This is a genomic window from Streptomyces sp. NPDC015171, assembly GCF_043079545.1.
GTDB lineage: Bacteria > Actinomycetota > Actinomycetes > Streptomycetales > Streptomycetaceae > Streptomyces.
This window is the reverse complement of record NZ_JBIBUO010000012.1, coordinates 94,865-121,780: the sequence shown is the minus strand read 5'-3', so window position 1 is coordinate 121,780 and position 26,916 is coordinate 94,865. Positions and strand designations below refer to the sequence as shown.

General features: G+C 71.6%; 23 protein-coding genes. 15 read left to right on the top strand and 8 right to left on the bottom strand.

What is annotated here, in order from left to right:
- Positions 1 to 52 precede the first annotated feature (52 nt).
- From ACF073_RS28940 to ACF073_RS28920, 5 genes are all read left to right on the top strand, one after another.
- Positions 53 to 2,167, top strand: coding sequence for a molybdopterin oxidoreductase family protein (locus ACF073_RS28940; protein ID WP_392074340.1), 2,115 nt, complete (start codon positions 53 to 55; stop codon positions 2,165 to 2,167).
- Positions 2,164 to 3,402, top strand: coding sequence for an NAD(P)/FAD-dependent oxidoreductase (locus ACF073_RS28935; protein ID WP_392074339.1), 1,239 nt, complete (start codon positions 2,164 to 2,166; stop codon positions 3,400 to 3,402). Before ACF073_RS28940 ends, ACF073_RS28935 begins: the two co-directional genes overlap by 4 nt.
- Entirely contained in the window at positions 3,399 to 6,002 is a 2,604-nt protein-coding gene (gene nirB, locus ACF073_RS28930) for a nitrite reductase large subunit NirB (RefSeq protein WP_392074338.1), read from the top strand. Before ACF073_RS28935 ends, nirB begins: the two co-directional genes overlap by 4 nt.
- Before the next feature lie 8 nt (positions 6,003 to 6,010).
- The gene (locus ACF073_RS28925; protein ID WP_392074517.1) at positions 6,011 to 6,391 is read left to right on the top strand and encodes a nitrite reductase (NAD(P)H) small subunit; all 381 of its coding nucleotides are present in this window, start codon (positions 6,011 to 6,013) and stop codon (positions 6,389 to 6,391) included.
- 96 nt (positions 6,392 to 6,487) lie between these two features.
- The gene (locus ACF073_RS28920; RefSeq protein WP_392074337.1) at positions 6,488 to 7,888 is read left to right on the top strand and encodes a nitrate/nitrite transporter; all 1,401 of its coding nucleotides are present in this window, start codon (positions 6,488 to 6,490) and stop codon (positions 7,886 to 7,888) included.
- Positions 7,889 to 7,957: 69 nt separating this feature from the next.
- Here ACF073_RS28920 and ACF073_RS28915 read toward each other — a convergent pair whose 3' ends face one another.
- Positions 7,958 to 8,572, bottom strand: coding sequence for a hypothetical protein (locus tag ACF073_RS28915; RefSeq protein WP_392074336.1), 615 nt, complete (start codon positions 8,570 to 8,572; stop codon positions 7,958 to 7,960).
- 28 nt (positions 8,573 to 8,600) lie between these two features.
- Positions 8,601 to 9,158, bottom strand: a complete 558-nt coding sequence (locus tag ACF073_RS28910; RefSeq protein WP_392074335.1) for a hypothetical protein — start codon at positions 9,156 to 9,158, stop codon at positions 8,601 to 8,603.
- Between the two features lie 188 nt (positions 9,159 to 9,346).
- On the opposite strand from ACF073_RS28910, the gene paaA reads away from it, so the two are divergent.
- From paaA to paaE, 5 genes are read left to right on the top strand one after another with little or no spacing between them, the layout of a single operon-like run.
- A complete protein-coding gene (gene paaA, locus ACF073_RS28905; protein WP_392074334.1) occupies positions 9,347 to 10,333 on the top strand; it encodes a 1,2-phenylacetyl-CoA epoxidase subunit PaaA in 987 nt (328 codons plus the stop codon).
- On the top strand, positions 10,330 to 10,632 hold the full coding sequence (gene paaB / locus ACF073_RS28900; RefSeq protein ID WP_392074333.1) for a 1,2-phenylacetyl-CoA epoxidase subunit PaaB: 303 nt from the start codon (positions 10,330 to 10,332) through the stop codon (positions 10,630 to 10,632). The genes paaA and paaB overlap by 4 nt, the downstream gene beginning before the upstream one ends.
- 9 nt (positions 10,633 to 10,641) lie before the next feature.
- The gene (paaC, locus tag ACF073_RS28895) at positions 10,642 to 11,475 is read left to right on the top strand and encodes a 1,2-phenylacetyl-CoA epoxidase subunit PaaC (RefSeq protein ID WP_392074332.1); all 834 of its coding nucleotides are present in this window, start codon (positions 10,642 to 10,644) and stop codon (positions 11,473 to 11,475) included.
- On the top strand, positions 11,469 to 11,984 hold the full coding sequence (gene paaD, locus ACF073_RS28890) for a 1,2-phenylacetyl-CoA epoxidase subunit PaaD (RefSeq protein WP_392074331.1): 516 nt from the start codon (positions 11,469 to 11,471) through the stop codon (positions 11,982 to 11,984). Before paaC ends, paaD begins: the two co-directional genes overlap by 7 nt.
- A complete protein-coding gene (gene paaE, locus ACF073_RS28885) occupies positions 11,984 to 13,102 on the top strand; it encodes a 1,2-phenylacetyl-CoA epoxidase subunit PaaE (RefSeq protein WP_392074330.1) in 1,119 nt (372 codons plus the stop codon). Before paaD ends, paaE begins: the two co-directional genes overlap by 1 nt.
- A gap of 31 nt (positions 13,103 to 13,133) precedes the next feature.
- Here the strand turns inward: paaE and ACF073_RS28880 are convergent, their stop codons facing one another.
- Positions 13,134 to 13,799: a nitroreductase gene (locus ACF073_RS28880; protein ID WP_392074329.1), complete on the bottom strand. Its 666-nt coding sequence runs from the start codon at positions 13,797 to 13,799 to the stop codon at positions 13,134 to 13,136.
- Positions 13,800 to 14,366: 567 nt separating this feature from the next.
- Here ACF073_RS28880 and ACF073_RS28875 point away from each other — a divergent pair.
- A complete protein-coding gene (locus ACF073_RS28875; protein WP_392074328.1) occupies positions 14,367 to 15,122 on the top strand; it encodes a hypothetical protein in 756 nt (251 codons plus the stop codon).
- A 200-nt stretch (positions 15,123 to 15,322) separates the two neighbouring features.
- Positions 15,323 to 15,835 carry a hypothetical protein gene (locus ACF073_RS28870; protein ID WP_392074327.1) on the top strand — a complete coding sequence of 171 codons (513 nt, stop codon included), beginning with the start codon at positions 15,323 to 15,325 and terminating at the stop codon, positions 15,833 to 15,835.
- Between the two features lie 7 nt (positions 15,836 to 15,842).
- On the opposite strand, the gene ACF073_RS28865 is transcribed toward ACF073_RS28870, so the two are convergent.
- Entirely contained in the window at positions 15,843 to 18,218 is a 2,376-nt protein-coding gene (locus ACF073_RS28865; protein ID WP_392074326.1) for a SpoIIE family protein phosphatase, read from the bottom strand.
- A 389-nt stretch (positions 18,219 to 18,607) separates the two neighbouring features.
- Between ACF073_RS28865 and ACF073_RS28860 the strand changes: the two genes are divergently transcribed.
- Positions 18,608 to 19,819 carry a S8 family peptidase gene (locus tag ACF073_RS28860; RefSeq protein WP_392074325.1) on the top strand — a complete coding sequence of 404 codons (1,212 nt, stop codon included), beginning with the start codon at positions 18,608 to 18,610 and terminating at the stop codon, positions 19,817 to 19,819.
- A gap of 65 nt (positions 19,820 to 19,884) precedes the next feature.
- On the opposite strand, the gene ACF073_RS28855 is transcribed toward ACF073_RS28860, so the two are convergent.
- Positions 19,885 to 21,903 carry a discoidin domain-containing protein gene (locus tag ACF073_RS28855; RefSeq protein WP_392074516.1) on the bottom strand — a complete coding sequence of 673 codons (2,019 nt, stop codon included), beginning with the start codon at positions 21,901 to 21,903 and terminating at the stop codon, positions 19,885 to 19,887.
- A gap of 225 nt (positions 21,904 to 22,128) precedes the next feature.
- Here ACF073_RS28855 and msrA point away from each other — a divergent pair, with 225 nt between their 5' ends.
- The gene (gene msrA / locus ACF073_RS28850; protein WP_392074324.1) at positions 22,129 to 22,650 is read left to right on the top strand and encodes a peptide-methionine (S)-S-oxide reductase MsrA; all 522 of its coding nucleotides are present in this window, start codon (positions 22,129 to 22,131) and stop codon (positions 22,648 to 22,650) included.
- 132 nt (positions 22,651 to 22,782) lie between these two features.
- On the opposite strand, the gene ACF073_RS28845 is transcribed toward msrA, so the two are convergent.
- Entirely contained in the window at positions 22,783 to 23,856 is a 1,074-nt protein-coding gene (locus tag ACF073_RS28845) for a fatty acid desaturase family protein (protein ID WP_392074323.1), read from the bottom strand.
- 399 nt (positions 23,857 to 24,255) lie between these two features.
- Positions 24,256 to 24,861, bottom strand: coding sequence for a TetR/AcrR family transcriptional regulator (locus tag ACF073_RS28840; protein WP_392074322.1), 606 nt, complete (start codon positions 24,859 to 24,861; stop codon positions 24,256 to 24,258).
- A gap of 181 nt (positions 24,862 to 25,042) precedes the next feature.
- On the opposite strand from ACF073_RS28840, the gene ACF073_RS28835 reads away from it, so the two are divergent.
- On the top strand, positions 25,043 to 25,834 hold the full coding sequence (locus ACF073_RS28835) for an SDR family NAD(P)-dependent oxidoreductase (RefSeq protein WP_392074321.1): 792 nt from the start codon (positions 25,043 to 25,045) through the stop codon (positions 25,832 to 25,834).
- Positions 25,835 to 25,843: 9 nt separating this feature from the next.
- On the opposite strand, the gene ACF073_RS28830 is transcribed toward ACF073_RS28835, so the two are convergent.
- Positions 25,844 to 26,824: a polyprenyl synthetase family protein gene (locus tag ACF073_RS28830; protein WP_392074320.1), complete on the bottom strand. Its 981-nt coding sequence runs from the start codon at positions 26,822 to 26,824 to the stop codon at positions 25,844 to 25,846.
- Between the last annotated feature and the right edge of the window lie 92 nt (positions 26,825 to 26,916).

Sequence of the window (26,916 nt, the reverse complement as noted above, 5' to 3'; positions counted from 1 at the left end):
GCGCAACACGGCCGACCAGCCGGCGTAACGGGCTGTGGTCACTGTCTACGGCATGACGACCACGACCGACACCCACTGCCCGTACTGCTCGCTGCAGTGCGGCATGCGCCTGGCGACGGCAGGGAGCGCCGGGACGACGGTCGTCGAGCGGCCGGAGTTCCCCGTCAACCGGGGCGCGCTGTGCGGGAAGGGACAGTCCGCCGCCGCGCTGCTCGGCAGGGCGAGCCGTCTGACCACGCCGCTGGTGCGTGAGCGCGGTGCCTTGCGGGCCGCGAGCTGGGACGACGCGCTGGACCGGGTCGCGCGGGGCCTCTCGGCGATCCGGTCCGAGCACGGTGCCGACGCCGTCGGAGTCTTCGGCGGCGGCGGACTGACCAACGAGAAGGCCTACCAGTTGGGCAAGTTCGCCCGGGTGGCGCTCGGCACCGCCAACATCGACTACAACGGGCGCTTCTGCATGTCGTCGGCCGCGGCGGCGAACCGTATCGCATTCGGCCTCGACCGCGGTCTGCCCTTCCCGCTGGAGGACATCCCGCGTACCGAGTGCCTGATCCTGGTCGGCGGCAACCCGGCGGAGACGATGCCGCCCGCCCTGCGGTACTTCCGCGAACTCCGGGAGAACGGCGGCAGGTTGATCGTCGTCGATCCGCGGCGCACCAGGACCGCCGAGCAGGCCGACATCCACCTGCAGCCGCTGCCCGGCAGCGACCTGGCGCTCGCGCTGGGCCTGCTGCACCTTCTGATCGCCGACGGGCTGGTCGACCAGGAGTTCGTCGACGCCCGCACCGTCGGGTTCGGACCGGCGCGTGCGGCCGCGATGGCGCACTGGCCGGAGCGCGTCGAGCGGCTCACCGGCGTCGCCGTCGCCCGACTGCGCGAGGTGGCACACCACTTCGGCGAGGCCGCGAGCGGCATGGTGCTGACCGCGCGCGGGCCGGAGCAGCAGAGCAAGGGCACCGACACGGTGAGTGCCTGGATCAACGTCTGCCTCGCGTCGGGCAAGGCGGGCCGACCGTACTCCGGCTATGGCTGCCTCACCGGTCAGGGCAACGGGCAGGGCGGCCGCGAGCACGGCCAGAAGGCGGACCAGCTCCCCGGCTACCGCTCGATCGAGGACCCGTCCGCGCGCGAGCACGTCGCCCGCGTCTGGGGTGTCGACCCGGCCACCCTGCCGCGAACCGGCCGCTCCGCCTACGAACTTCTGGACAGCCTCGGTGGTCCGGCACCGCACGGCCTGCGCGGGCTGTTCCTCATGGGATCGAACCCCGTGGTCTCCGCCCCGCACGCCGCCCATGTGACGGAGCGGCTGCGCTCCCTGGACCTGCTGGTCGTCAGTGACCTCGTGCTCTCCGAGACGGCACAGCTCGCCGACGTCGTTCTGCCCAGTGCCCAGTGGGCGGAGGAGACCGGCACGATGACCAACCTGGAGGGCCGGGTGATCCTGCGCCAGCGGGCGGTCGACGCGCCCGAGGGGGTGCGGGGCGACCTCTGGCTGCTGCGCGAGCTCGCCGGACGCCTCGGGGCCGGGCAGGGCTTCGACGACGACCCGGAGACGGTCTTCGAGGAACTACGGCGTGCCTCGGCAGGCGGCCAGGCGGACTACGCGGGCATCAGCTACGACCGGATCCGCGCCGAGGACGGCGTCTTCTGGCCGTGCCCGGCCGAGGACCACCCCGGTACACCGAGGCTCTTCCTGGACTCCTTCGCGACGCCGGACGGCCGTGCCCGGTTCGCCCCGGTCACCCACCGGCCGGCAGCGGAGGAGCCCGATGCCGCGTACCCGCTCCACCTGACCACGGGACGGGTGCTCTCGCAGTACCAGAGCGGGGCCCAGACCCGGCGCGTCGGCGTACTGAACGCCGCCGCACCCGGGCCGTTCGTGGAGCTTCATCCACAGCTGGCACGGCAACTGGACATCGAGGAGGGGGAGTTGCTCGTGGTCACCTCCCGGCGCGGCCGGGCGGTCGCGCCGGCCCGGATCACCGACACGATACGGCCGGACACGCTCTTCATGCCGTTCCACTGGCCGGGTGCGGGCCGGGCCAACACACTCACCAATCCCGCGCTGGATCCGACCTCGAAGATGCCCGAGTTCAAGCTCTGCGCGGTGCGGGTCGAAGCGGCACGGGCCACGGCACCGACTCCGGCCGAGGGGCCGCACGCATGAGCGGCCCGCACATCGCGGTCGTCGGAGCCGGCATGGCCGCGGCACGCTTCGCGGAGCGCTACGACGCTCTCGGCGGTACGGCCCGGGTCACGCTCTACGGGGCGGAGGCCCGCGCCCCCTACAACCGGGTCCTGCTGGCCGACGTGCTGACCGGACGCTACGCGGCGGAGGCGGTGACGCTGCCGACCGGTGCCGCCGAACTGCGCACCGCCAGCGAGGCCGTGGCCCTCGACCTCGCCGCGCGCACGCTGACGCCGGCCGGCGGCCGCGGCGAACCCTGGGACGAACTCGTCCTCGCGACCGGAGCCAACCCGGTACTCCCCCCGATCCGGGGCCTGCGCCGCCCCGACGGCGCCGGGCTGCGCGACGGCGTTCACTGCCTGCGCACCCTCACCGACTGCGCCCGGCTGGCCGAGGACGTCGGCAGGGCACGCCGCGCCGTGATCATCGGGGGCGGAGTGCTCGGCGTCAGCGTCGCCAGGGCGCTGGGCGCCCTCGGACTGGACGTCGAGATCGTCCACCAGGGACCGCACCTGATCGAGCGCCAGCTCGACGCCGAGGCGGCCGCCGCGCTGCGCGCCGGACTCGGGCGACTGGGCGTGCAGGTGTACCCGAACAACCGCGCCCGCGCGGTGACCGACGCAAGCGGCGCCGGCCGGAGCGCCGTCGAGCTGGCCAACGGCTACCGCCTCGGCACCGACCTGATCGTCCTCGCCTGCGGCGTCCGGCCGCGCACCGCGCTCGCCCACGCCGCCGGGCTGGCCGTCGACACCGGCGTCCTCGTCGACGACACCCTGGCCGCGTCCGCGCCGCACGTACACGCCATCGGTGACTGCGCTCAGCACCGCGGCACGGTGTACGGACTGGCCGGCCCGGCCTGGGAGCAGGCCGACGTCCTCGCGGCACGCCTCTCGGGCGCGGACCCCGCCGCGCTCTACCACGGCTCACGCCCGCTGGCCCGGCTCAGCGCGGGACCCCTGGAGTACGCGGTCTGCGGCGAAGCCCGCCTCGACGCCGAGGACCTGGCCGCCGATCCCGAGTTGAGCGTGCTGCGGCTGACGGACGCGACGCGCGGCAGCTACAAGAAGCTCGTGCTGCGCGGCGAGCGGCTGGTCGGCGCGATCCTGCTCGGCGACGTGGCCACCGTGGGCGAACTCACCCGCGCCTTCGAGCGCGACGCGCCGATTCCCGACCGACCCCTGCACCTGCTCACCTCGTACGGAGTCTCGCCATGACCCATCGCCAGAGTTCCCCGTCGTCCGGCCCGCTCAAGGATCTCGTCCTCGTCGGCCACGGCATGGTCGGTCAACGTTTCCTGGAGGCGCTGACCGGGCTGCCCGGAGCGGCGGGCCGGCGGATCACCGTACTCGCCGAGGAGCCGCGCCCCGCCTACGACCGGGTCCACCTGACCTCCTGGTTCTCCGGCACCGACGCCGAGGGACTGTCCCTGACCCCGCCGGGCTTCCTCGCCGACCACGGCATCGACCTGCGCCTGGCCGAACCGGCCGTCGCGATCGACCGGGCCGCGCGGACCGTCACCACCGCCTCCGGCCAGGTACTGCACTACGACGATCTGGTGCTGGCCACCGGGTCCTACCCCTTCGTGCCGCCCGTACCGGGCCACGACGCCGAGGGCTGCCACGTCTACCGGACCATCGAGGACCTGGAGGCGATCCGCGCCGACGCCGGGCAGGCGACGACAGGGGTGGTCGTCGGCGGTGGCCTGCTCGGCCTCGAGGCGGCGGGCGCGCTCACCGCGCTGGGCCTCGAGACCCACGTCGTCGAGTTCGCGCCCCGCCTCATGGCCCTCCAGATCGACGACGGAGGCGGACGGCTGCTGCGACGCAAGATCGAGGAACTGGGCGTCACCGTCCACACGGGAGCGGGCACCCAGGCCGTCGTCACCGGCTCGAACGGCCGCGTGTGCGGCATGGAACTCTCCGACGGCCGCCGGCTGCCGGCCGACCTGGTCGTCTTCTCGGCCGGCGTGCGACCGCGCGACCAGCTGGCCAGGGAGAGCGGCCTCGCCGTCGGAGAGCGCGGCGGCATCGTCGTGGACGAGCGGTGCCGCACCGCCGACCCGCACGTCCACGCCATCGGGGAGTGCGCGCTGGCCGCCGACGGCAGGGTCTACGGCCTGGTCGCCCCCGGATACGCCATGGCGGAGACCGCGGCCCGGTCGGTCGCCGGCGCACACCGCGCCGAGGACGCGTTCACCGGCGCGGACACCTCGACCCAGCTCAAGCTCCTCGGCGTCGACGTCGCCAGCTTCGGCGACGCGCACGGCGCGACGGAGGGGGCACTCGACGTCCTCTACAGCGACAGCCGCAACGGCGTCTACCGGAAGCTCGTCATCGGCCGCGAAGGAGAACTGCTCGGCGGCGTCCTGGTCGGCGACACCGACTCCTACGGACTGCTGCGGCCCCTGGCGATCGGCGGCGAGCCGCTGCGCACAGCCCCCGAACAGCTGGTGCTGCCCGCCGGACTCGGCCCCGCCGGACCGGTCACCCTCCAGGACGACGCCGTCGTCTGCTCCTGCCACAATGTGAGCAAGGGACAGATCCGCGCCGCGGTCCGCGACCAGGGCTGCGCCACCGTCCCCGACGTCAAGAAATGCACCAAGGCGGGCACCGGCTGCGGCAGTTGCGTCAAACTCCTCGGCACCCTCGTGACCGAGGAACTGCGGGCGAGCGGTGTCACCGTCGACAAGAGCCTGTGCGAGCACTTCACGCACACCCGCACGGAACTGTACGAGATCGTCCGGATCACCGGCATCACCACGTTCTCCGCCCTGGTCGACCGGCACGGCAGCGGCGAAGGGTGCGACATCTGCAAGCCGGCCGTCGCCTCGATCCTGGCCGGCCTGGACAGCGGCCACGTCCTTGACGGCGAGCGGGCGGCCCTGCAGGACACCAACGACCACTTCCTGGCCAATCTGCAGCGCAACGGCTCCTACTCCGTCGTGCCACGGATCCCGGGCGGCGAGATCACCCCGGACGGCCTGATCACCATCGGCGAGATCGCCCGCGACTTCGGCCTCTACACGAAGATCACCGGCGGCCAGCGGATCGACCTGTTCGGCGCCCGCGTCGACCAACTCCCCGTGATCTGGCGGCGGCTGGTGGACGCCGGATTCGAGTCCGGGCACGCCTACGGCAAGTCCCTGCGCACCGTGAAGTCCTGTGTGGGCGAGACCTGGTGCCGATACGGCGTGCAGGACTCGGTCCGCCTCGCGATCGAGCTGGAGCTGCGCTACCGCGGACTGCGCTCGCCGCACAAGCTCAAGTCCGCCGTCTCCGGATGCGCGCGCGAGTGCGCGGAGGCGCAGGGCAAGGACTTCGGCGTCATCGCCACCTCCACCGGCTGGAACCTGTACATCGGCGGCAACGGCGGGATGACACCCCGCCACGCCGACCTGCTCGCCGCCGACCTGGACCGCGACACGCTGATCCGGACCATCGACCGGTTCCTGATGTTCTACATCCGGACCGCGGACCGGCTGGAGCGGACCTCCGTCTGGCTCGACCGGATCGAAGGCGGCCTCGACCACGTGCGAGCGGTCGTCATGGACGACGCGCTGGGGTTGTGCGCGGAACTGGACGCCCTGATGGAGCGCCATGTCGACGGCTACCAGGACGAGTGGGCCGCCGTGCTGGCCGACCCCGAGCTGCTGCGTCGTTTCGTCTCCTTCGTCAACGCTCCCGGCACACCCGACCCCGCCGTGACCTTCGTACCGGAACGCGGCCAGGTCCGCCCCGCCCGGCCGGACGAGCACGGGACGATCCTCTCCCCGGCCCTGGTGGCCGGCCCCCGCCTGGAGGTGCGTACCGCGTGAACAGGGACGTGGAGATCTTCGACGGCGCCGCATGGTCCCGTGCCTGCGCCCACGAGGACCTGCTCCCCGGTCGGGGCGTGGCCGTCCTCTGCGCCGGCGGCGAGCAGGTGGCGGTCTTCCGGGACCGCGCCGGCGCGCTGTACGCGGTCGACAACCGTGACCCCTTCAGCGGCGCGTACGTGATGGCGCGGGGCATCCTCGGCAGCCGGGGCGCCGCCCCGACGGTGGCGTCGCCGATGTACAAGCAGGTCTTCGACCTGCGTGACGGACGCTGCCTCGACGAGCCCACCACCCCGGACGGCGCCCCGGCACGGCTGCGGGTCTGGCCGGTGCGCGACCGCGCGCCCGCGACCTCACAGCCGGCCGGAACGGGTGTGCGCGAGCCGTAGCACGGCTGAGCGGCGGGGAGCCGGTCCCCGAAACCCGCCGCTCATAGCGTCGCCGCAGCACATGCCCCCACCACACGGACAAGCGGGTGACAGCTGATGAGCAGTGCCGTCGGAACGAAGAGCACGCCCGAGGAGACCGCCGGGCGGACGAGTACCCCCGAGGGCGCGGGCCGTCGGCGCGGCATCACGGACTGGCGCCCGGAGGACGAGGCCTTCTGGGAGCGGACCGGCGCCCGGGTCGCGCGCCGCAACCTGGTCTTCTCGGTCCTGTCCGAGCACATCGGGTTCTCGGTCTGGAGCCTGTGGTCGGTCCTGGTGCTGTTCCTCGGACCGGAGTACCACGTCGACGCGGCGGGCAAGTTCACCCTCACCGCGGTGCCCACGGCGCTCGGCGCGGTGCTGCGCCTGCCCTACACGTTCGCGGTGGCGAGGTTCGGCGGCCGCAACTGGAGCGTGTTCAGCGCCCTGTTGCTGCTCGTCCCGACGGTGCTGGCCGGGATCGTGCTCCGGCCCGGAGTCTCGTACGGCACCTTGCTGGCCGCGGCCTGCGTGGCCGGCGTCGGCGGGGGCAACTTCGCCTCCTCCATGGCGAACATCAACGCGTTCTATCCGCAGCGCCTCAAGGGCTGGGCGCTCGGCGTCAACGCCGGCGGCGGCAACCTCGGCGTTCCGGTGGTGCAGCTCGTCGGCCTCCTGGTCCTGGCCACGGCGGGCGCCGCGCATCCGCGGCTCGTACCGCTGGTGTACCTGCCGCTGATCGTGCTGGCGGCTCTCGGGGCGGCCCTGAGAATGGACAACCTGACGTCGCTGAAGAGCGACAGGCGGGCCCTGCGCGAGGTGGCCGGGGAGCCGCACAGCTGGGTCATGTCGCTGCTGTACGTCGGTACCTTCGGCTCGTTCATCGGCTTCGGCTTCGCCTTCGGGCAGGTCCTGCAGGTGCAGTTCCACGACCAGTTCGACACCCCCGTCAAGGCCGCGTACCTGACGTTCCTGGGCCCCCTGCTGGGCTCGCTCGGGCGGCCGTTGGGCGGGAGGATGGCGGACCGCTGGAGCGGTGCCACCGTGACATTGGGGGCCTTCATGGCGATGACGGTGGGCACGGGTGTGGTTCTCGCGGCTTCCCGGGAGCATTCGCTGCCGCTCTTCCTGACCGGGTTCGTGGCCCTGTTCATGCTGAGCGGGATCGGCAACGGTTCGACGTACAAGATGATCCCCGCGATCTTCCAGGCCAAGGCGGAGATCGCGGTGGCGGCCGGAGCGGACGCGCCCGGCGCGGCGCGGGACGCGCGGCGCCGGGCGTCGGCGCTGATCGGACTGGCGGGCGCGGTCGGGGCGTTCGGCGGGGTCCTGGTGAATGTCGCGTTCCGGCAGGCGTTCCTCGCCGGCGCCAGCGGCGACGCGGCCTACTGGGTGTTTCTCGCCGCGTACGGGGTCTGCTCCGCCGTGACATGGGCGGTCTACCTGAGGCCCCGGGAGGGGCGGACGCTCCTGGTCTGACGTACGCGCCGGACCCGGGCCGTCAGAGGGTGGTGCACCTCTGTGCGGCCCGGGTCCCGGGGGGATGCGTCACGTGCTGAGCAGCCGGTTGAAGAAGGAGCGGTAGCGGCGTAGGGCCCTGCGCAGTTCCTCGGTGTCCACCTTCTCACCCTGCCCCCACTGGTCCTCCAGATCCTTCTTGTGGTGGGCGAACGTGGTGGCCAGCGTCTGCATGACGTCGGCGACCAGGGCGTCGGCGTCGTGCACGGCCTCGCGGGGGTCGTCCACGAAGTTGGTCTGGATCTTCTGCCAGCGGTCGCGGAAGCCCTCGTCCTCGGCTCCCGTCAGGAGCTGCGGAGCCTCCTCGTCCGAATCCGCCGACCTGGCCGACGTGTCCGATGTGTCCGACGTCTCCGGGGTATCCGAGGTCTTCGAAGCGGTCGAAGCGTCGCGGGCGTCCGCGGTGCCGGCTCCGGCGTCCGGGCCCTCGGCGGCGGGGCGGTCCAAGCCGGACAGGTCGGTCGCGCCGGCCGCGCTCCGCGTCTGGTGCGTCGTGGTGCTTTCGCCGGGGTATACCGGGGTCCCGGGCCCGGGAGAGACCCCCTTCGTCTCTTCCGGTCCGGCCGCGGTCGTGCCGGAGGGCTGTGCGAGGTCGTCGGTGGTCAGGCCGCCGGTGCTGCGACCCCTGTCGTCATTGCTGTGCATGGCGTTCCTCCATGCCGGGTCGAGGGTGTCAGGACCGGGCGGGCTGGGCCCGGCCGCCGTCGGAGATCAGCTCGTCGAACAGTGCGCGGTAGTGCACCATGGCACCCCGCAGCTGCTCGGTCGTCGCCTGGCTGTTGGTGCTGAGGGATTCCACCTCGTGTGCGGCCCGGTAGTGCTCGAGGGTGCGGCCGTGCTCCACCGAGAGGTCCTTCATCTGCTGCTCGAATCCCTCGGTCGGGTAGCCGCGGTCGTGCATCAGGGAGGTCACGAGCCGGTCCGCGTCGTGCACCGCGTCCTCGGGGCGGTCCACGAACTCCGCCTGGACGCCGTTCCATTCCCGCGTGTAGCGGTCACGTGAGACCGGGGGGAGCGGTTTGATGTCCAGCGCGTCGTGCCGCCTCTCGCGCGCCTTGAGTTCGCGCTCGGCGGCGAGCCGGCTGTCGGATCCTTCGACGGTCCGCTCGTACTCCGGGCCGAAGCGCTCCCGGAGGTGACGGCGTCGCGTCATGAGTGTGACCGCCACGGCGGCCAGGGCGAGCACCACCACGATCGGAATGATGATCGCCAGAAGCGTTCCCGTTGACATGGGCGCAACTCCTTGGGGGAGTAATGGTGTGCCTCCTCCGGGTGCCCGTTTGCCTGCTTTCTATCCCCGTCGCAGGGGCGGCACGGGTCCGAGGCCCCCTCCGGCTCCCCGCTCCCGGCACTTCCAAAATCACGGGAACTCGTCCTATCATGAACCGAACGAACGGTCGGTAGGCAAAGGTGGTAGGGATGACTGCACGGCAGGGCGGGACCTCGTCACCGGACGAGGTGCCCCCCGAGCTCCAGGCCCGCTTCGACGAGACGATCGCGCGGGACCAGCGGATCGAGCCGCGCGACTGGATGCCGGACGGCTACCGCAACACGCTGATCCGGCAGGTGGCCCAGCACGCGCACTCGGAGATCATCGGCATGCAGCCGGAGGGCGAGTGGATCACCCGCGCGCCGTCGCTGCGCCGCAAGGCGATCCTGTTCGCCAAGGTCCAGGACGAGGCCGGCCACGGCCTGTACCTGTACTCGGCGGCCGAGACCCTGGGCGCCGACCGCGCGGACCTCACCGAGCGGCTGATCGAAGGCCGCCAGAAGTACTCGTCGATCTTCAACTACCCGACCCCGTCCTTCGCCGACGTCGGTGTCATCGGCTGGTTCGTGGACGGCGCCGCCATCTGCAACCAGGTGCCGCTGTGCCGCAGCTCCTACGGCCCCTACGCGCGCGCGATGGTGCGCATCTGCAAGGAGGAGTCCTTCCACCAGCGGCAGGGCTACGAGCTGCTGATGACGATGATGCGCGGCACCGAGGCCCAGCGGGAGATGGTCCAGGACGCGGTGGACCGCTGGTGGTGGCCGTCGCTGATGATGTTCGGCCCGCCCGACGACGACTCGCCCAACTCGGCGCGGTCCATGGCCTGGAAGATCAAGCGGCACAGCAACGACGAGCTGCGGCAGCGCTTCGTGGACATGACCGTGCCGCAGGCCGAGAAGCTCGGCGTGACCCTGCCCGACCCCGAGCTGCGCTGGAACGAGGAGCGCGGCCGGCACGACTTCGGCACCCCCGACTGGTCCGAGCTGAAGCGAGTGATCAGCGGAGACGGACCCTGCAACACCGAGCGGACGGCGCGGCGCCGGGCCGCGCACGAGGAGGGCGCCTGGGTGCGCGAGGCGGCTGCCGCGCACGCCGCCAAGCAGGCCGCCCGTACGCGGAAGGGAGCGGCGGCATGAGCGAGACGCAGACGAAGAAGGACGGCTGGCCCCTGTACGAGGTCTTCGTGCGCGGCAAGCGCGGACTCAACCACGTCCACGTCGGCTCGCTGCACGCCGCCGACGACCGCATGGCGCTCACCCACGCCCGCGACCTGTACACCCGGCGCAACGAGGGCGTGAGCATCTGGGTGGTGCGCTCCGAGCACATCGCCGCCTCCACCCGCGACGAGAAGGACCCGTTCTTCGACCCGAGCGCGGACAAGGTCTACCGGCACCCCACCTTCTACGACATCCCCGACGACGTCCCGCACATCTAGGAGCAGGTCATGAGCGACGACCACGTCTACCTGTCCCTGGCCGAGGGGCACGACGACAGCGACGCCCGGTGGGCCTTCGGCACCGGCTTCGAGGACCCGCTGTACGGCGTGAGCACGGTCGTCCCGGAGGACGTCGACCGGGCCGGACTCGCCGAGTGCTGTGTGTCGCTCGGCGACGACGCCCTCGTCATGGCCCAGCGGCTGGCCGAGTGGACCACGCGCGCACCGGAGCTGGAGGAGGAGGTCGCCCTCGCCAACATCGGGCTCGACCTGCTCGGCCAGGCCCGGCTGCTGTACGCCCGCTGCGGCCAGGTCGACGGCACGGGACGCGGCGAGGACGCCTACGCCTACTTCCGCGACGCGGACGACTTCCGCAATGTACGCCTCGCCGAGCTGCCCAACGGGGACTTCGCGTTCTCCCTGGCACGCCTGCTGGTCCTCGCCAGCTGGCGCCTCGCCCACTTCGAACGGCTCGCCGGCTCCGCCGACCCGGTGCTCGCCGCCATCGCCGCCAAGGGCGTGAAGGAGCTGACGTACCACCGGCAGTACGCGGCCGAGTGGGTCGTCCGCCTCGGCGACGGCACCGAGGAGTCCCACCGCCGTATGCAGGCCGCTCTCGACGGAGTGGCCCCGTACCTGCGGGAGTTGTTCGCGGCCCACGACGCGGAGGCGGCCGTCGTCGCCGTCCTGCGGCAGGTCACCGAGGCCGCGGGCCTGGCCCTCCCGGACCTGCCGCGGGCCGCGGCCGGCTCCGGTCGCGCGGGCGCGCACACCGAGCACCTCGCCCCGCTGCTGGCGGAACTGCAGAGCGTGGCCCGGGCCCACCCGGAGGCGACATGGTGACCGTCCTGGCCGACGCCCGCCGCGCCCGGCGCATCGCCGAGCAGGTGCCTGACCCCGAGCTGCCCATGCTCACCCTCGCCGACCTCGGGGTGCTGCGCGCGGTGACGACGACCCCCGAGGGCACGGTCGTCGCCGACCTCACGCCGACCTACTCCGGCTGCCCCGCGATGGCCGAGATGCGGGCGGCGGTGGCCGCACGGCTGCAGGACGCCGGGTACGCGCGCGTGGAGGTGCGTACGGTCCTTGACCCGCCGTGGACCACGGACTGGATCACGCCCGAGGGCCGCCGCAAGCTCGCCGAGCACGGCATCGCGCCTCCCGGCCCGGCCCCGCGCCCGGCGCCCGGCCCCGTACCGCTGCTCCTGTCGCCCGTCCGCCGCGTGGTCCCGTGCCCGCGCTGCGGCGCGACGGACACGGAGGAGACCTCCCGCTTCGGTGCCACCTCCTGCAAGGCGCTGTGGCGCTGCCGCGCCTGCCGCGAACCGTTCGAGTACGTCAAGGAGATCTGATGGAAGACCTGCTGGCTCCCGCCGACGCGGGCCCCGCCGAGGCACGCCGTTCGCGCCGCCGCCCGGCCTTCCACACCCTGCGGGTGGCGGCGGTGGAGCGGCTGTGCGAGGACGCGGTCGCGGTGAGCTTCGACATCCCCGAGGAGCTGGCGCAGGAGTTCGCCTTCGCGCCCGGCCAGTCGCTCACCCTGCGCCGCCAGGTGGACGGACGGGACGAGCGGCGCTCGTACTCGATCTGCTCTCCCGCCGGTTCGCGGCCCCGGATCGGCGTCCGGGTCGTCCCCGGCGGCCTGTTCTCGTCCTGGCTGGTGAACGAGGTCGGGCCCGGTGACACCGTCGAGGTGATGGGCCCGACCGGCGCCTTCACCCCCGACCTGACCACACCCGGACACCACGTGCTCATCGCGGCCGGCTCGGGCATCACCCCCATGGTCTCCATCGCCGAGTCGGTGCTCGCCGCCGACCGCGACTCCCGGGTCACCCTCTTCTACGGCAACCGCCGCACCGGCTCGGTGATGTTCGCGGACGAACTCGCCGACCTGAAGGACCTCTATCCGGCACGGTTCCAGCTCGCGCACGTGCTGTCCCGCGAACCGCGCGAGGCCGAGCTGCTGACCGGCCGCCTGGACGCCGACCGGCTGGCCGCGCTCGTCGACGGCCTGGTCGACCTCTCCGACGCCGACCACTGGTGGCTGTGCGGCCCGCACGGCATGGTCCTGGACGCCCGGCGGGTGCTGGCCGGCCTCGGCGTGCCGGCCGACCGGATCCACCAGGAGCTCTTCTTCGCGGGCGAGGAGCCGGTGGCAGTCGTACGGCACGAGGAGCTGCGCGCCGACGGGCCGGTCAGCCAGGTCACCGTCGTCCTGGACGGCCGCTCCACCACATCGGCGCTGCCCCGCGCGTCCACGATCCTCGACGCCGCCTCCCGGGTCCGCCCCGACCTGCCGTTCGCCTGCAAGGGCGGCGTCTGCGGCACCTGCCGCGCCCACATCACCGAGGGCGCGGCCGACATGCGCCGCAACTACGCGCTCGAACCGTCCGAGGTCGACGCGGGATACGTACTGACCTGCCAGTCCTTCCCCGTCTCCGAGACCCTCACCGTCGACTTCGACAGCTAGGCCCTGTCCTGTCGATCGCGGCCGTCAGCGGTCACCCTCCGATGAAGCTCACCGTTTCCGTCATGTCCGCCCGCCCGGTACGCAGCCTTGGCACGCCTTCCTTCTCAAATCCCACTGAGATGCCGCAGTACAGCACAAGCTCGTCATCGGCTCCGACTGTTCGGCTGACGGTCTCGCGGTACATGGTCCACATCACCTGGGGGCAGCTGTGCAACCCTTCCGCCCTCAGCAGCAGCATGACCGTCTGCAAGTACATCCCCGCATCACCCCACTGTCCGGGCCCCATCGTCCGGTCGAGGTAGCAGAACAGGACGACCGGCGCTCCGAACGCCTCCGAGTTCAAGGCAGCGATCTTCCGGGGCCGGTCGGGGTCGTCGCGCTCGATTCCCAGCGCTTCGTATCGCTGAGCCGCCGCAGCGGAGAAGCGGTCCAGGTACGGCGAGGTCAGTTCGTCCGGGTACATCGGATACTCCCGCTCATCGCCCGGGTCTCCCGCCAGTGCCCTGGCCGTCGCGCGCCTCTTCAGTTCGGCCAAGGGTTCGCCGCTCACGACATACATGTGCCACGGCTGGAGGTTCCCGCTGGACGGAGCCCGCGTTGCCGCGGTCAGCACTCGTTCGAGGACGTCCTTGGGCACCGGCTCATCGCTGAACGCCCGTACGGCCCGGCGGCTGTCGACGGCCTCATACACATCCACGTCTTCGCGTCCTCTCATTCAACCGGGCCCCTCCACCGTATTCAGCGGTCGCCAGCAGCAGCTGACCAGGCGACCCCGTCCAGCCAGCTGCCGGCGCCCGCGAGCGCGGCAAGCAGGACGTAGGCGGGTACGGCGGAAGCGGGTTCCGTCACGGGGACCTCCGGACAGGGGGAAAGCCCCCGGCGGCTGCCGGGGCTTTCGGACACGGGACAGGCAGGGCCGGGAAGGGCAGACAAAGAGACCCGCGCCCGGATGGTCCGGGCGCGGGTGTGTCTTCAAGTGGTCGCGCCAGCGCGGGATTTGGCCGATCCATCAACCTCGCCTTGGGGCGGCGTAGTTGCTGCGCCGGTGACGTCCGGTCAAACGGGTGGTTACGGGGCCCGCGCGCGCTGCGCCGCCCGATCGGCACGCGCGTCCTCGCGGGGAGAAGGCCCGCCGGACGGGAGCCCTTACCGAGGTGCGCCGGAGTCGCACCGGTGAGATTCTTTTGATATGCACTGAACGTCGTTCCGTCGACTCCGGCCTTCGCTCACATCGTGCCCACTTCCGATTTCGACGAGGTTTGCTATGAGGCTTGCGTCCTGCCTGGCGACGGGAGCTCTGTTAACCCCGATCATTTTCATGGGGACGGCAGAGGAAGCTGAAGCAGCCACCACGCACATCGTTGCCGTCCGTGGCCGTCTGAGCGTGCATGACTCGCCAGGGTTGTTTGCGGGCGGAGAGACCAGGCATCGATATCTCAACAGAACATTCAATCTGTCGCATGCCCGCACGCGAGCTTCGTGGCTGATTTCGGTATGCGCAGATGGGGAGACCTTGGGTGAGTTGCGGGTAACGCTTCGACTCAATGGTGAAGCGGTCACCACCAATGTGTCGCTTGCCCTGTATGAGTGGGTGGAATGTGATCACACCGATCTCGAAGATAAGATTTCTGCTCCATCTCGGACGGTTGTCAATGGCGGCAGAGGAGATTATAACCTTACGGTTAATAGCCGAGAGCCTGGCAACGACTGGGCCTATGCGCTCTTTTCGGTAACTCACGACTTCGCGGCGCCCGTGGAGCCTGACAATGTGACCGTCACCCGGCAGCCCCCGGACAGGATGACCGGCCTGCGACACATCCGCATTGAGTGGGGGGATGCGAGCGCTGACGAAACAGGCTACGAGATTCAGAATATCGCTAATGCGGGTTCCACTCGACGCGTTAACCCGAATAGAACGTTTTACGATTGGGCGGTCCTGGGCAGCGGCCTGGCATGCTTCAGGGTCCGGGCGCTCGGCGACCCGACTCCGTCGGACTGGTCCGCATTGGTGTGCGCATGAAAAGCGCGTACCTCCCGCGCCGCCACGGCGGCTGCACCACCCGCTGACCGGGGCCGGCCCGGCGGGCGCCTGCCGCAGCGGAGAAATTCCGCGACGGTGCCGGCGGGTCGTGCCAGTGTGAGGGCGTGGCAGAGATCGAGACGACAGATGCGGGTGCGGCCGGACGCCTCGGTGGACGGGGGCGTCTCTACGCATATCGGGTGCGTGGGATCGGCCGCGGCGCGGTGGTCCTGTGGGTCGGTGGCGAGGGCGACGAACCTGATCAGGTGCTGGCGTTGCCGGACGCCGGCCGTCGTCGGGTGCCGGTGTTCAGGACTGCCCGGCAGGCGCGGGTGTACGCGGACCGGCGGGGGCGCAGGCTGGCCGATTCCGGGGCCGGCACCCTGGAGCTGTCCCGTGTCCAGCACTGGCTGGAGGACCCGGTGCGCCGACGCGTCCCCCCGGGTGCGGTGCTGGAGTCGTGGAACTTCTTCGAGGACCTGGCCCGAGGGCTGGGCGAGGCGGGCCGACTGCCCCGGCAGGGCGCGGTGCATGACAGCGCCTACGAGAAGCTGTTCGCAGGCGAGGGCCCCGCGTGGACTCCCGCGGAGGAAAGCGCGGTACTGGAACTGATCAGGGCCGGGGCGGAGCTGTGGGACTCCTGCCCGGTGATCGTGAAGCCCTGCTCCAGCACCGCCCCCGACGGCGGACGGGGCGTCTCCCGCTGGTGGTGAGCGGTCGCTACGGGATGGCCAGCTCGGCCCAGATGGTCTTCCCGGAGGCGGTGTACCGGGTGCCCCAGCGCTGGCACATCTGGGCGACGAGGAACAGGCCGCGGCCTCCCTCGTCGTCCCGGCGCGCTCGGCGCAGATGGGGAGCGGTGTGCGCGTTGTCGGAGATCTCGCACAGCAGGCAGCGGCGGTCCTTGATCAGCCGCAGCATGACGGGCCCGGTGGCGTACCGGATGCCGTTGGTGACCAGCTCGCTCACCACGAGTGCGGCCGTGAAGGACAGGTCGGACAGGCCCCAGGTCGCCAGCTGGCGCTCGGTGAGGGTGCGGGCCTCCGCCACCACGGCCGGGTCGGGCGGCAGCTCCAGGTCGGCCACGTGATCGGCGTCGAGCCGCCGGGTGCGGACGAGCAGCAGTGTGGCGTCGTCCGCCTGGGGCCCGGGCGGCAAGGTCGCCAGCGCCCGGTCGCACAGCTCCTCGACGGGGCACCGCTGCCAGGTGAGCACCTCGGTCAGGCGTTCGATGCCGCTGTCGATGTCGGTGCGCCGGTCCTCCACCACGCCGTCGGTGAAGAACGCCACCAGGCTGCCGCTGGACAGGTGCAGCTCGACGTTCTCGTAGGGCAGGCCCCCCAGTCCCAGGGGCGGCCCCGGCGCCAGCGCGGACAGGGCCACCGAGCCGCTCGCGTCGGCCACGATCGGCGGGGGATGGCCCGCGCTGGCCCAGACACACCGGCCGCTGACCGGGTCGTAGATCGCGTACAGGCAGGTCACGCCGAGCGCCTCCTCGCTCACCGCGTCGTCCGCCCGGGACTCCGCGTCCTGTGCGACCAGGTCGTCGAGCCGGGTGAGCAGCTCGGCCGGGTCCAGGTCCAGCAGGGCCAGCGTCCGTACGGTGGCGCGCAGCCGGCCCATGGTCGCGGCCGCCTGCACACCGTGGCCCACGACGTCGCCGACGGTCAGGCCCACGCGGGCGCCGGACAGCGGGATCACGTCGAACCAGTCGCCGCCCACGCCCACCCGGCTGTCGGCCGGCAGATAGCGGTACGCCACGTCGACCGCGCTCTGCTCGGGCAGGTGCTGGGGCAGCAGGCTCCGCTGGAGGACCAGGGCCGCCGCGTGCTGGCTGGTGTAGCGGCGGGCGTTGTCGATGCCGACGGCGGCCCGCTCGGCCAGTTCCACGGCGAGTGTCTGCTCCTCGGCGCCGAAGGGATCGGGGTTGCTGCTGCGCCGGAAGGTGGCGAGGCCCAGGACCGCGTCGCGGGTGATCAGCGGGACGAAGAGGGTGGAGTGCGAGAGGGGGGACCCCGCCGTGCCCGGTGCCTCGGGCGGGGCGGCGTCTACGACGGGGCGGCTGGTGGCCAGGCTCATGGCCTGCGGTGACGACGGCGGGTAGGAGACGGGGGTGGTCCGGAACTCCTCCGGGGTCCGGCCGTGCATCCGCAGCAGGCTGTGTCCGGGGGCCGAGCCCGTCGGGGGCTGCCGTCCCTCGATGACGGCCGGCGGCAGGTCCACCAGCACCTCGTCGGCCAGCTGCGGTACCGCGACGTCGACGAGTTCCGCGGCGGTACGGCGGACGTCCAGCGAGACGCCGATGCGTTTGCCCGCCCGGACCAGCAGCGACAGCCGCTCCTGCGCGCGGTAGCGGTCGGTGACGTCCTGGGACTCCTCGAACAGCCCCAGCGGCTCGCCCCGGGCGTCCACCAGCCGGTGGTACGAGCAGGACCAGACGTGCTCGCGCACCGGGTCGGCGGGTGCGCGGCCGCGGTAGTGCATGCCGAGGATCGGTTCCCCGGTCTTCAGCACGTGCTCCATGATCTGGTCCTCGTCCGGAGGATGGTGGCGGGAGATGAACTCGCCCTCGGGGAAGAGGTCCGCGGCGGGCCTGCCGACGTACTGGGCCACCCCCGCCAGTTCCTGATCGGTCGAGGCGTTGCCCCAGACGACGCGCATGTCGGTGTCGAAGATCGTCAGGCCCAGGGTGGACTCGGTCGCCAGCCCATGGAACAGCGCGAGCTGTGCCTCCCAGCGGCGCAGCGCCGCGAGGTCGGCCGCGACCACCACGGTCGCGGCGGCGCCCTGGTGCGCGAGCGGGCAGAACGTCACGGCCGCGCGGAGGGTGTGTCCGTCGCGACAGCGCAGCTCCAGGACCGTGCTGCGCGGTCTGAGTGCCTTGCAGAGGGCGGACAGCCGCTGCCCCGGGGTCGCTGCCAGCAGCCGGTCGGCCGGCCGGCCGAGCACGTCCTCGGGTGTGTAGCCGAGGAGACGCTGGGCCGAGGATCCCCATCCGGAGACGCGGCCCTCTTCGTCCAGCACCGCGGAGGCGGCCTTGGAGAGGTCCAGGGGACTGTGGAAGTCGACGTCGGGCGCATGCGGAAAACGATCCATGACACCGCTTCCCTTCGTGCCCCCTCAGCATCCCGTGCCGCACGACGGACGACAACCGCACGCGTCACGGTCACCCGCTCGCGCGGGGCGGGTGCGGGTGGTCCGCCGGGCATGACCTACGGCCTCAGCCTCACTGATCGTGAGCAGACGGTGAAGAAACCGGCACGGTTAATTCTTGGTCTTTCCTTGGTGATTCAACCAGCCCGGCGGGCTGCGCGTTTGCGTCCGGGTTGCCTCGGCGGTGCGGGAATCCTGTGGAGATCGATCATTTATGGGATGTCATGGACGCGTCAAGGGATTGATCTGCTCGTGACAAGTCGGCACGCTCCAGAGCACGCGCAGCGCTGCCGTTCGCACACTCATCCCCCCACTTCACGAGGAGACCCCTCTTGACGGCGCATCACAAACGCATAGGCAGGGCCAGGACCGTCACCGCGGTCGCGGCCGTGGCAACCGTCGTCGGTACCGCCCTGTACGTCTCCCCCCTCGCCCAGGCGGGACAACCCGCGGAGGGCACGGTCTACGGCCTGAACGCCAAGGGCGCCGTAGCCGGCAGCTACATCGTGCTGCTGGACCAGAAGGCGTCCGGGTCCGAGAAGAAGGAGCTGGCCAAGGAGTACGGCGGCGAGCTCGGCCGGACCTACAGCTCGGCGGTCAACGGCTTCTCCGCCGGCAGCCTCACCGAGACGGAGGCCAAGCGCCTCGCGGCCGACCCCGCGGTGGCCACCGTCGTCCAGAACAAGAAGTTCCACATCGACGCGACCCAGGACAGCCCGCCGTCCTGGGGCCTGGACCGCATCGACCAGCAGGACACGGCCGGCGACGGCAAGTACACCTACCCGGACAAGGGCGGGGAAGGGGTGACCGCCTACGTCATCGACACCGGCGTGCGCATCACCCACAAGGACTTCGAAGGCCGCGCCACCTCCGGCTTCGACGCCATCGACAACGACGACACCGCCGACGACGGCAACGGCCACGGCACCCATGTCGCGGGCACCATCGCCGGCACCGCGCACGGTGTGGCCAAGAAGGCCAAGATCGTCGCGGTCCGGGTGCTGGACAACAACGGCTCCGGGAGCACCGAGCAGGTCGTCGCGGGCATCGACTGGGTGACCAAGAACCACCAGGGTCCCTCGGTGGCCAACATGAGCCTCGGCGGCGGCGCCGACCCGGCTCTCGACGAGGCCGTCAAGAAGGCCGTCGCCTCGGGTGTCACGTTCGCGGTCGCCGCCGGCAACGAGTCCGCCGACGCGGGACAGGGCTCGCCCTCCCGCGTCCCCGAGGCCATCACGGTCGCCTCCAGCACCAAGGACGACGCCCAGTCGGACTTCTCCAACTTCGGCAAGGCCGTCGACCTGTACGCGCCGGGCTCGGACATCACCTCCGACTGGAACGACAGCGACCAGGGGACCAAGACCATCTCCGGCACCTCCATGGCCACCCCCCACGTCACCGGAGCCGCCGCCGTCTACCTGGCCGGACACCCGGACGCCACTCCGGAGCAGGTCGCCTCCGTGCTCACCGGCGGGGCCACCAGCGACAAGATCACCAACCCGGGCAGCGGCACGCCCAACAAGCTGCTGAAGGTCATCGAGTAGCTCCGCGGGAGGACCCCGGCCCGGCGGTGCCGCCAGCGCGCGGGCGGCACCGCCGGGCCTCGTCGTCAGCCGCTGTGGACGCCGACCTCGTACAGCGAGTAGCCCCACCGGGTGCCGCGCTGGGTGCCCGCGATACGGACGTAGCGGGCCGGGGTGCCGGTGAACCGCGCGGTGTCGAGGCCGCCGTCGCCCGTGGTGGTCGACCAGACCGTCCGCCAGGTCGTGCCGTCCGTCGAGAGCTGGATGGCGTACGCCTTGCCGTACGCGCGCTCCCAGTCGAGGGTGACCTGCCCGACCCGGTGGGTCGAGCCCAGATCGATCCGCAGCCACTGGTCGTCGCTCCAGTCGCTGGCCCAGCGGGTGTCCCGGGCGCCGTCGACGGCCCGCCCCGGCGCGTAGCTGGTGAACGGGTTCCACTCGGCCGAGCTCGCGGTGGCCGGGGCGCCCAGGGCCAGATCGACGCCCGCCTGGTGCCGCTCCGTCGCCCCCCAGGTGTCGAGGTAGGACTCGGCGCCCCGGAAGAGGTCGTTCACCACGCCCTGGCCGCCGACGAGCCGGATGTCCTCGATCCAGTCCGGCACGAGGCCGTAGTGCGCGGCTCCGTCGGTGTTCAGGTCCCAGGTGCGTTCGCCGGTGGTCTGCCGGTCGATGACGGAGCCGCCGTCGACGCTGCGGAAGGGGTACGTGACCTTGTTCGGCGCGTCCGCGCCCCGGGGTCCGGGCCAGCCGCCGACCCCGTTCATGTCCGTGCCGTACCCGTAGCCGACGCCGTACTTGTCCCGCAGTGCCTTGGTGCGGTTCGCCTCGGCCACGAACCCTTCCGAGCCGTGCATGTACTGGGCGATGAAGCCGCCGAGGCCGTAGACCCGCTCGGTCCAGTTCAGGTCCATCCAGCTGTGCGAGGAGATCACCCCGGGGTAGGAGTCGGCCTCGAAGATGTCGAGCGCGCGGCCGACGGCCTTGACGCTCATGTGGTCGATCTCCAGCATCATCTTGCGTTTCATCATGCCGCGTACGGCGTACTCGCCGAGATCGGTGAGCCCGCGCGTGTTGCACCGCGCGTCCGCGTCGTACGAGGGGACGCTGACGCCCGCCGGGAGTTTCGCCTCGGCCCCGGGTGCCGCGGCCGAGCCGATGGGGTTGTCGTGCTGCGGGCCCGCGCACTTCTCCGTCTTCCAGAAGGTGCCGGTCGACAGGAACTGCCCGACGTTGATGGCCGTTCCGAGCGTGCCCGAGTCGAATCGGACGCCGCACAGGGCGTTGTCGAACTTGTGGCACAGGAACATGCTGCGCACGCCCAGCGCGTACAGCTCGTCGAGTCCGGCGTCGATGTCCGCCTTGTCGCACTGGGCGATGTCCAGGACCTGCTTGCAGCCGAAGGGCTCGGACGTCTCCACCCCCAGGATGACGGCGAGCTTGCCCTGCTCGATGACGTCCCGGGCCTGCGCGCTGTCGGTGACGACCCGGAACCAGCCCTTGCCCGGACCGCCGTACATCTTGTCGACGTAGGCCTGGAGGTCGTACGTCATCTTCGCCTGGAGGCGGATGGACGTCATCTCGTCGCAGCTGCGGTCCTTGAAGAAGTACACCGAGCAGATCACGCCGTTGGTGACGAGGTCGTTGACGAGGACCCGCTGGCCGCCGCGCCAGGCCCGTTCCACCCAGGCGTAGTAGTTCTGCTGGTGGGTCAGCGAGTCGTGGGCGGGCCAGTCCTTGAAGGTGGGCCAGCCGACCGGGTCGTGCCTGCCGTCGCCGCCCTTGGTGATGAAGTCGAAGACGGCCAGCGAGCCGTCGGGGTAGTGCTCGGGGCAGTCCTTGAGCGCGTCGGCGACACCGGCGTCGGAGAAGACCTTGCCGCAGATCAGCCGGCCGCCGAAGGCCTCGTTGGCGAACAGGTGGTCGTGGGCGTCGGCGAAGCCGCGCACGTCCCCCTTGGCGTCGGTGCCGGTGAACGGCTCGCCGGTGACATCGATCCGGGAATCCGGCGCGGGGCGTGCCGTCGGGTTCCACCAGTCGTTGCCGGCCGCCGAGCTCGGGGTGGGGCCGCCGAGGACGACGGCCAGAACAAGGAGGAGCAGCGACATCAGGGTGACGTCTTCGCGCGTGCGGTACCGGCGTCTGGTCAAGGCCACGGCCCACGTCCTCTATTTGTCATGTCCTAGGCAATCGGTCGCCCCCGAGGATCGCCAGTGCCGCCTGCCGAGTCAAGACACTCGATGATTACTCGGGGGTAGTAATAAGCTGGATGCACGTGCGACCCGTACGCCTAGGACCGTGCCGGACAGCGGCTCGACGTGGAGGAGCGACCGATGACAGTGGGAACCGAGCGAGCCGTGCTGGCGGGCGGGTGCTTCTGGGGTATGCAGGACCTGATCCGCAGGCAGCCGGGCGTGGTGGCCACCCGCGTCGGGTACAGCGGCGGTGACACGCCGAACGCCACCTACCGCAACCACGGCGACCATGCCGAGGCCATCGAGATCCTCTTCGATCCCTCGGTCACGAGCTACCGCGACATCCTGGAGTTCTTCTTCCAGATCCACGACCCGACCACGAGGGACCGCCAGGGCAACGACATCGGGCGCAGCTACCGGTCCGCCATCTACTACACCGGCGAGGAGCAGCACCGCGTCGCCCTGGACACCATCGCGGACGTCGAGGCGAGCAGCCTGTGGCCGGGCAAGGTGGTCACCGAGGTCGAGCCCGTGGGCGACTTCTGGGAGGCCGAGCCCGAGCACCAGGACTACCTGGAGCGCTACCCGGACGGCTACACCTGCCACTTCCCGCGACCGAACTGGAAGCTGCCGCGCCGGGCCTCGTCCGCGACGAGCTGAGCCGCCGCCCGCACCCAGCGATGCCCCTCCACGCTCGACGCGTGGAGGGGCATCGCTGTGCACGTGCGGAAGAAGTGCCCTGCGCGCGGCCCGGACGAGCCCCGCCCGTCACCGCGCCGGCCCCGCGGCCGTTCACGCCCTGCGCGCCTGCCGGATCGGCTCGCCCACCCGGTGCATATGGGTCAGGGCCTCGCGGTAGGACTGGATCAGCCCGGTCTCGTGGTACGGCACCCCGATCTCGGCGCAGTACCGGCGCACGATCACCTGGGCCCGGCGCAGATGGACCGTGGGCATGCTCGGGAACAGGTGGTGCTCGATCTGGTAGTTGAGGCCGCCCAGCAGTACGTCGGTGAGCCGGCCGCCGCGCACGTTGCGCGACGTCAGGACCTGGCGCCGCAGGAAGTCGAGCCGCTGGTCACCGGTGAGCGTCGGCATGCCCTTGTGGTTGGGGGCGAAGGTGCAGCCCAGGTAGACGCCGAACAGGCACTGGTTCACCGCGAGGAACGCCACCGCCTTGCCCGGTGAGAGCACCAGGAACAGGGCGGTGAGCAGGCCGGCGATGTGCAGCAGGAGCAGCGCGCCCTCCAGCAGCCGGTTCTTCATGAACGGTGAGCGCAGCGCCCGCAGACTCGACACGTGCAGGTTGAAGCCCTCCAGGGTCAGCAGCGGGAAGAACAGCAGCGCCTGGTGGCCGCCGAGGAGGCGGGCCAGGCCCCGGCTGGCGCGAGCCTGCTCGGCTGACCACACCAGGATGTCCGGGGACACGTCGGGGTCGAGTTCCTCGTGGTTGGGATGGGCGTGGTGGCGGGTGTGCTTGTTCATCCACCACCCGTAGCTCATGCCGATGCCGAGATTGCCGAACAGCCGTCCGCCCGTCTCGCTCGGCCGGCGCCGCCGGAACACCTGCCGGTGGGCGAGATCGTGCGCCACCAGGGCGATCTGCCCGAACACGAAGGCGAGGAAGGCGGCCACGCCCAGCTGCCACCAGGTGTCGCCGAGAGCGAAGAAGGCCCCCCAGCCGGCCGCGAAGGACCCGATCACGAGAGCGAACCGGACCGCGTAGTAGCCGGGGCGCCGCTCCAGCAGGCCGGCCTCGGTGATCCGCTGGGACAGCCTGGCGAAGTCACTGCCGGAACCGGGCCTCGGCGTGCCCGCGGCGCCGGCGGGCCGGCGGCTTGCGACAGGGGCATCGGGGGAGATCGTCATACCGAGAATTCTGGTGACGACCGTACGGTCCGAAGAAGCCTGCCAGCCACCCGAAGCGCCCGAGGCCCGCCCCACCCCCGGCCGGGGGTTTTCCCCCGGGCCCGTCGGCGGTTCAGGGCCCCTCGGACGGCGCTCGCGCGCAGCTCCGCCAAGGTGGCCGTGGTCGGCTGCCGGGGCGCGGAGCCGGCGTCGACGAGGACCGCCGTGCAGGTCGCGCCGTGCGTCGGCGCGCTGGTGAGGCCGCCGTCGGCGAACTGGGCGAGCGGCCCGCGCGGCGAGTGCCCGACGGCCCGGCGTGCGCGTGGGCGTCGGCCGCGTGGCGGGCCAGGCATCACGCACTCACGTGCAGTGCGCATCAATGCTGGCGCCGCACTGCCTCTGGTCCGTGGTGCCGAGCGGCTACCGGCGGTCCCGGGCCTCCTGGCCGGCCGGCTGGGCGGCGGGCCCTCGGGTGAGCAGCAAGAGGGCGTCGACCAGATCCTCCGCGGGGCTCCCGGTGGCGAGCCGCCGCAGCTGCAGGCCCATCACCACGGCGACCGTGGTGGCCGCGAGGCGCTCCGCGTCCGGGACCCCCAGAGCGGTGAGGATCTGGGCGGCGAGCCGGTCGTAGGCCCGGAACGCCTCGGCCGCCGCCTCCCGCAGCCGCTCGTCGCGCCCGGCGTGGAGGTACAGCTCGAACGGGGCGAGCTGGGCGCTGTCCAGCGCCGTGCCGCACGCGACCTGGCCGGCCAGCGAGGCGGCGTCCTCCACACCGATGCCGTCGGTCTGGCACTGGTCGGCCAGTTCGGTGAAGTGCCGCGCCTCCTCGCGCACGAAGTACAGCAGGCTCTCGCGCAGCAGATCGTGCTGGGTCTCGAAGTGGTACGTCACCGAGCCGAGCGACACCCCCGCTTCCCGCGCGATGCGCCGGTTGGTGACCGCCGCGACCCCGTCCGCGCCGATGATCCGCAGGACGGCGCTGATGATGCGCTGGCGCATGGAGGCGGAGGGAGCGGCGTTCGGCATGTCATGCATTGTTCCATCAGCGGTGACCCGTCCCGGAGCGCGCCCGGAACCGACGACGGCCGCTCCAGCCGACGCCCCCTCAGAAGGGCGGAAAACCGACCGGAGTTCACCGGGGAGACGGTGGACAGGAACCCCCGCCGTCCCTATCGTTCGTTCGAACGAACAGACCGGGAGGATAGTCGTGCACATCGCAGGGGCAACTGTTCTGCTCACCGGGGTCACAGGCGGCATAGGCGGCGCGATCGCCGCGGAGATGTCGGCGCGCGGCGCGCGTCTGATCGTCACCGGCCGCCGGCGCGAGGCGCTGGAGCCCCTCGCCGAGCGCTACGGCGCGCGCACCGTCCTCGCCGATCTCGCCGACGACACCGACGTCAGGCGCCTCGCCGACGAGGCCGCCGGTACGGACATCCTCATCGCCAACGCGGCCCTGCCCTCCAGCGGCGACCTGCTCGACTACACGCCGGAGCAGATCGACCGGGCGCTCGCGGTGAACCTGCGCGCGCCCGCGATGCTCGCCCGGCTGCTCGCGCCCGACATGGTGGCCCGGGGACGCGGGCACGTCTGCTTCGTCGGCTCGCTTTCGGGCATGGCCGCCACCAAGTCGTCGTCCCTGTACACCGCGACGAAGTTCGGGCTGCGCGGCCTCTCCCTCGCCTTCCGCCAGGACCTGCACGGCACCGGCGTCGGCGTCTCCATCGTCCAGCCCGGCTTCGTACGCGATCTCGGCATGTTCGCCGACACCGGTTCGGCCACGCCCGGCGGGGTCCGCACGGTCGCACCGCGGCAGGTCGTCAAGGGCGTCACGCGGGCGATCGAACGCGATGCCGCCGAGATCAACGTCGCCCCGCTGGAACTGCGGTTCCTCACCAAGGTCGCGTCCCACTTCCCGGGGTTCGCCGAGCGGGTGCAGCGGCGCGCGGGTGCGGAGAAGACCGTGAACGCTATCGTGGCGGCGCAGCGCACGACCCGCTGACCGCCGCCGTCAGCCGCGCGGCGCCAGCAGCACCCGGGAGGACCGGTCGACGAGGTCCCGCAGGGCGGGCAGGTATCCGCCGTGTCCGCCGAGTTCGTCGAGGACGCGGTGGGCGCGGTCGCGGAACTCGTCGACGGCCTTCTCGTAGCGGCTCAGCACCGCGGGTGCGAGCAGCAGGCCGGCGAGGTCCGCACGGGCGCCCGCGGAGCGCCGCGCGTCCGCGTGCAGCGCCAGGATCCGCTCCCTGTCGCCCGGAGCCGCGTCTTCGAGCGCGCAGGCGAACAGGTAGGTCACGGTGCCGTTGCGCAGATCCTCCTCACGGCCGGAGAGAATGTCCTCCTGGTCGTTGAAGAGCTGCCACAGCACCCCGAAGACATCGCCGAACTCGCGCCACAGCTCCACGCGCGTGTGCCCGGCGCCCGCCAGCTGCGCGGCCATCGCGGTGATCATGCTGAAGGGGGCGCCGGACTTGCCCAGGTACGCCTGGACCACCGACGCGCACGTGGCACCCGCCGCCCGCCCCTGAAGGTCCCGCAGCTGTCCCTCGGTGGCCGGGATCCAGCACCACACGATCTCGGCCGACAGCGCCCCGCGGACCGGCTCCGGAACGCGATCGGACTGAACGGCGAGCAACGGGAGGGGAGTTCCCGCTATCACCGTGGCGAGCAGTGCCGCGCTCTCGTCCAGGCCGCCGGCCCGGTACGCGCCCTGGGAGTCGGCGAGATCGTCGAGACAGCAGGCCGAGGTCCACCACAGCTCGTGCACGACGGCCAGGGGGAGCGCCGGTTCGAGGGAGCCGGTCTCCACGGCGTGGACGATCAGCGGCAGGACCGACAGCGGGTAGGCGAAGGTGCGCCGGCCCAGCAACTCGGCGACGACCGCGCGGACCGCGGGTGCCGACGGGCCGAGCAGGTCGAGCGCGGCCTCTCGCTCCGCCTCGATCGCCCCGGCCATCCGCCGATGCAGATCCTCGTACGTCACCGTCGTCACGACAACACCCCGTCGCCACCGAGTCCGGACGGGCACCGATTCGATCACTTCCCCGCGGCGGGGAGCCAGACCGAATTCGCGCCATGGCCGAG

Excerpts from the sequence above, each read along its gene's own strand:
- paaA (WP_392074334.1), top strand. The coding sequence starts at position 9,347 with ATGACTGCACGGCAGGGCGGGACCTCGTCACCGGACGAGGTGCCCCCC.
- ACF073_RS28935 (WP_392074339.1), top strand. The coding sequence starts at position 2,164 with ATGAGCGGCCCGCACATCGCGGTCGTCGGAGCCGGCATGGCCGCGGCA.
- paaD (WP_392074331.1), top strand. The coding sequence starts at position 11,469 with ATGGTGACCGTCCTGGCCGACGCCCGCCGCGCCCGGCGCATCGCCGAG.
- paaB (WP_392074333.1), top strand. The coding sequence starts at position 10,330 with ATGAGCGAGACGCAGACGAAGAAGGACGGCTGGCCCCTGTACGAGGTC.
- ACF073_RS28840 (WP_392074322.1), bottom strand. The coding sequence starts at position 24,861 with ATGCCGAACGCCGCTCCCTCCGCCTCCATGCGCCAGCGCATCATCAGC.
- ACF073_RS28910 (WP_392074335.1), bottom strand. The coding sequence starts at position 9,158 with ATGTCAACGGGAACGCTTCTGGCGATCATCATTCCGATCGTGGTGGTG.
- ACF073_RS28865 (WP_392074326.1), bottom strand. The coding sequence starts at position 18,218 with ATGGATCGTTTTCCGCATGCGCCCGACGTCGACTTCCACAGTCCCCTG.
- ACF073_RS28855 (WP_392074516.1), bottom strand. The coding sequence starts at position 21,903 with ATGTCGCTGCTCCTCCTTGTTCTGGCCGTCGTCCTCGGCGGCCCCACC.
- ACF073_RS28875 (WP_392074328.1), top strand. The coding sequence starts at position 14,367 with ATGAGGCTTGCGTCCTGCCTGGCGACGGGAGCTCTGTTAACCCCGATC.
- paaC (WP_392074332.1), top strand. The coding sequence starts at position 10,642 with ATGAGCGACGACCACGTCTACCTGTCCCTGGCCGAGGGGCACGACGAC.
- ACF073_RS28915 (WP_392074336.1), bottom strand. The coding sequence starts at position 8,572 with ATGCACAGCAATGACGACAGGGGTCGCAGCACCGGCGGCCTGACCACC.
- ACF073_RS28845 (WP_392074323.1), bottom strand. The coding sequence starts at position 23,856 with ATGACGATCTCCCCCGATGCCCCTGTCGCAAGCCGCCGGCCCGCCGGC.
- paaE (WP_392074330.1), top strand. The coding sequence starts at position 11,984 with ATGGAAGACCTGCTGGCTCCCGCCGACGCGGGCCCCGCCGAGGCACGC.
- ACF073_RS28920 (WP_392074337.1), top strand. The coding sequence starts at position 6,488 with ATGAGCAGTGCCGTCGGAACGAAGAGCACGCCCGAGGAGACCGCCGGG.
- ACF073_RS28940 (WP_392074340.1), top strand. The coding sequence starts at position 53 with ATGACGACCACGACCGACACCCACTGCCCGTACTGCTCGCTGCAGTGC.
- nirB (WP_392074338.1), top strand. The coding sequence starts at position 3,399 with ATGACCCATCGCCAGAGTTCCCCGTCGTCCGGCCCGCTCAAGGATCTC.
- msrA (WP_392074324.1), top strand. The coding sequence starts at position 22,129 with ATGACAGTGGGAACCGAGCGAGCCGTGCTGGCGGGCGGGTGCTTCTGG.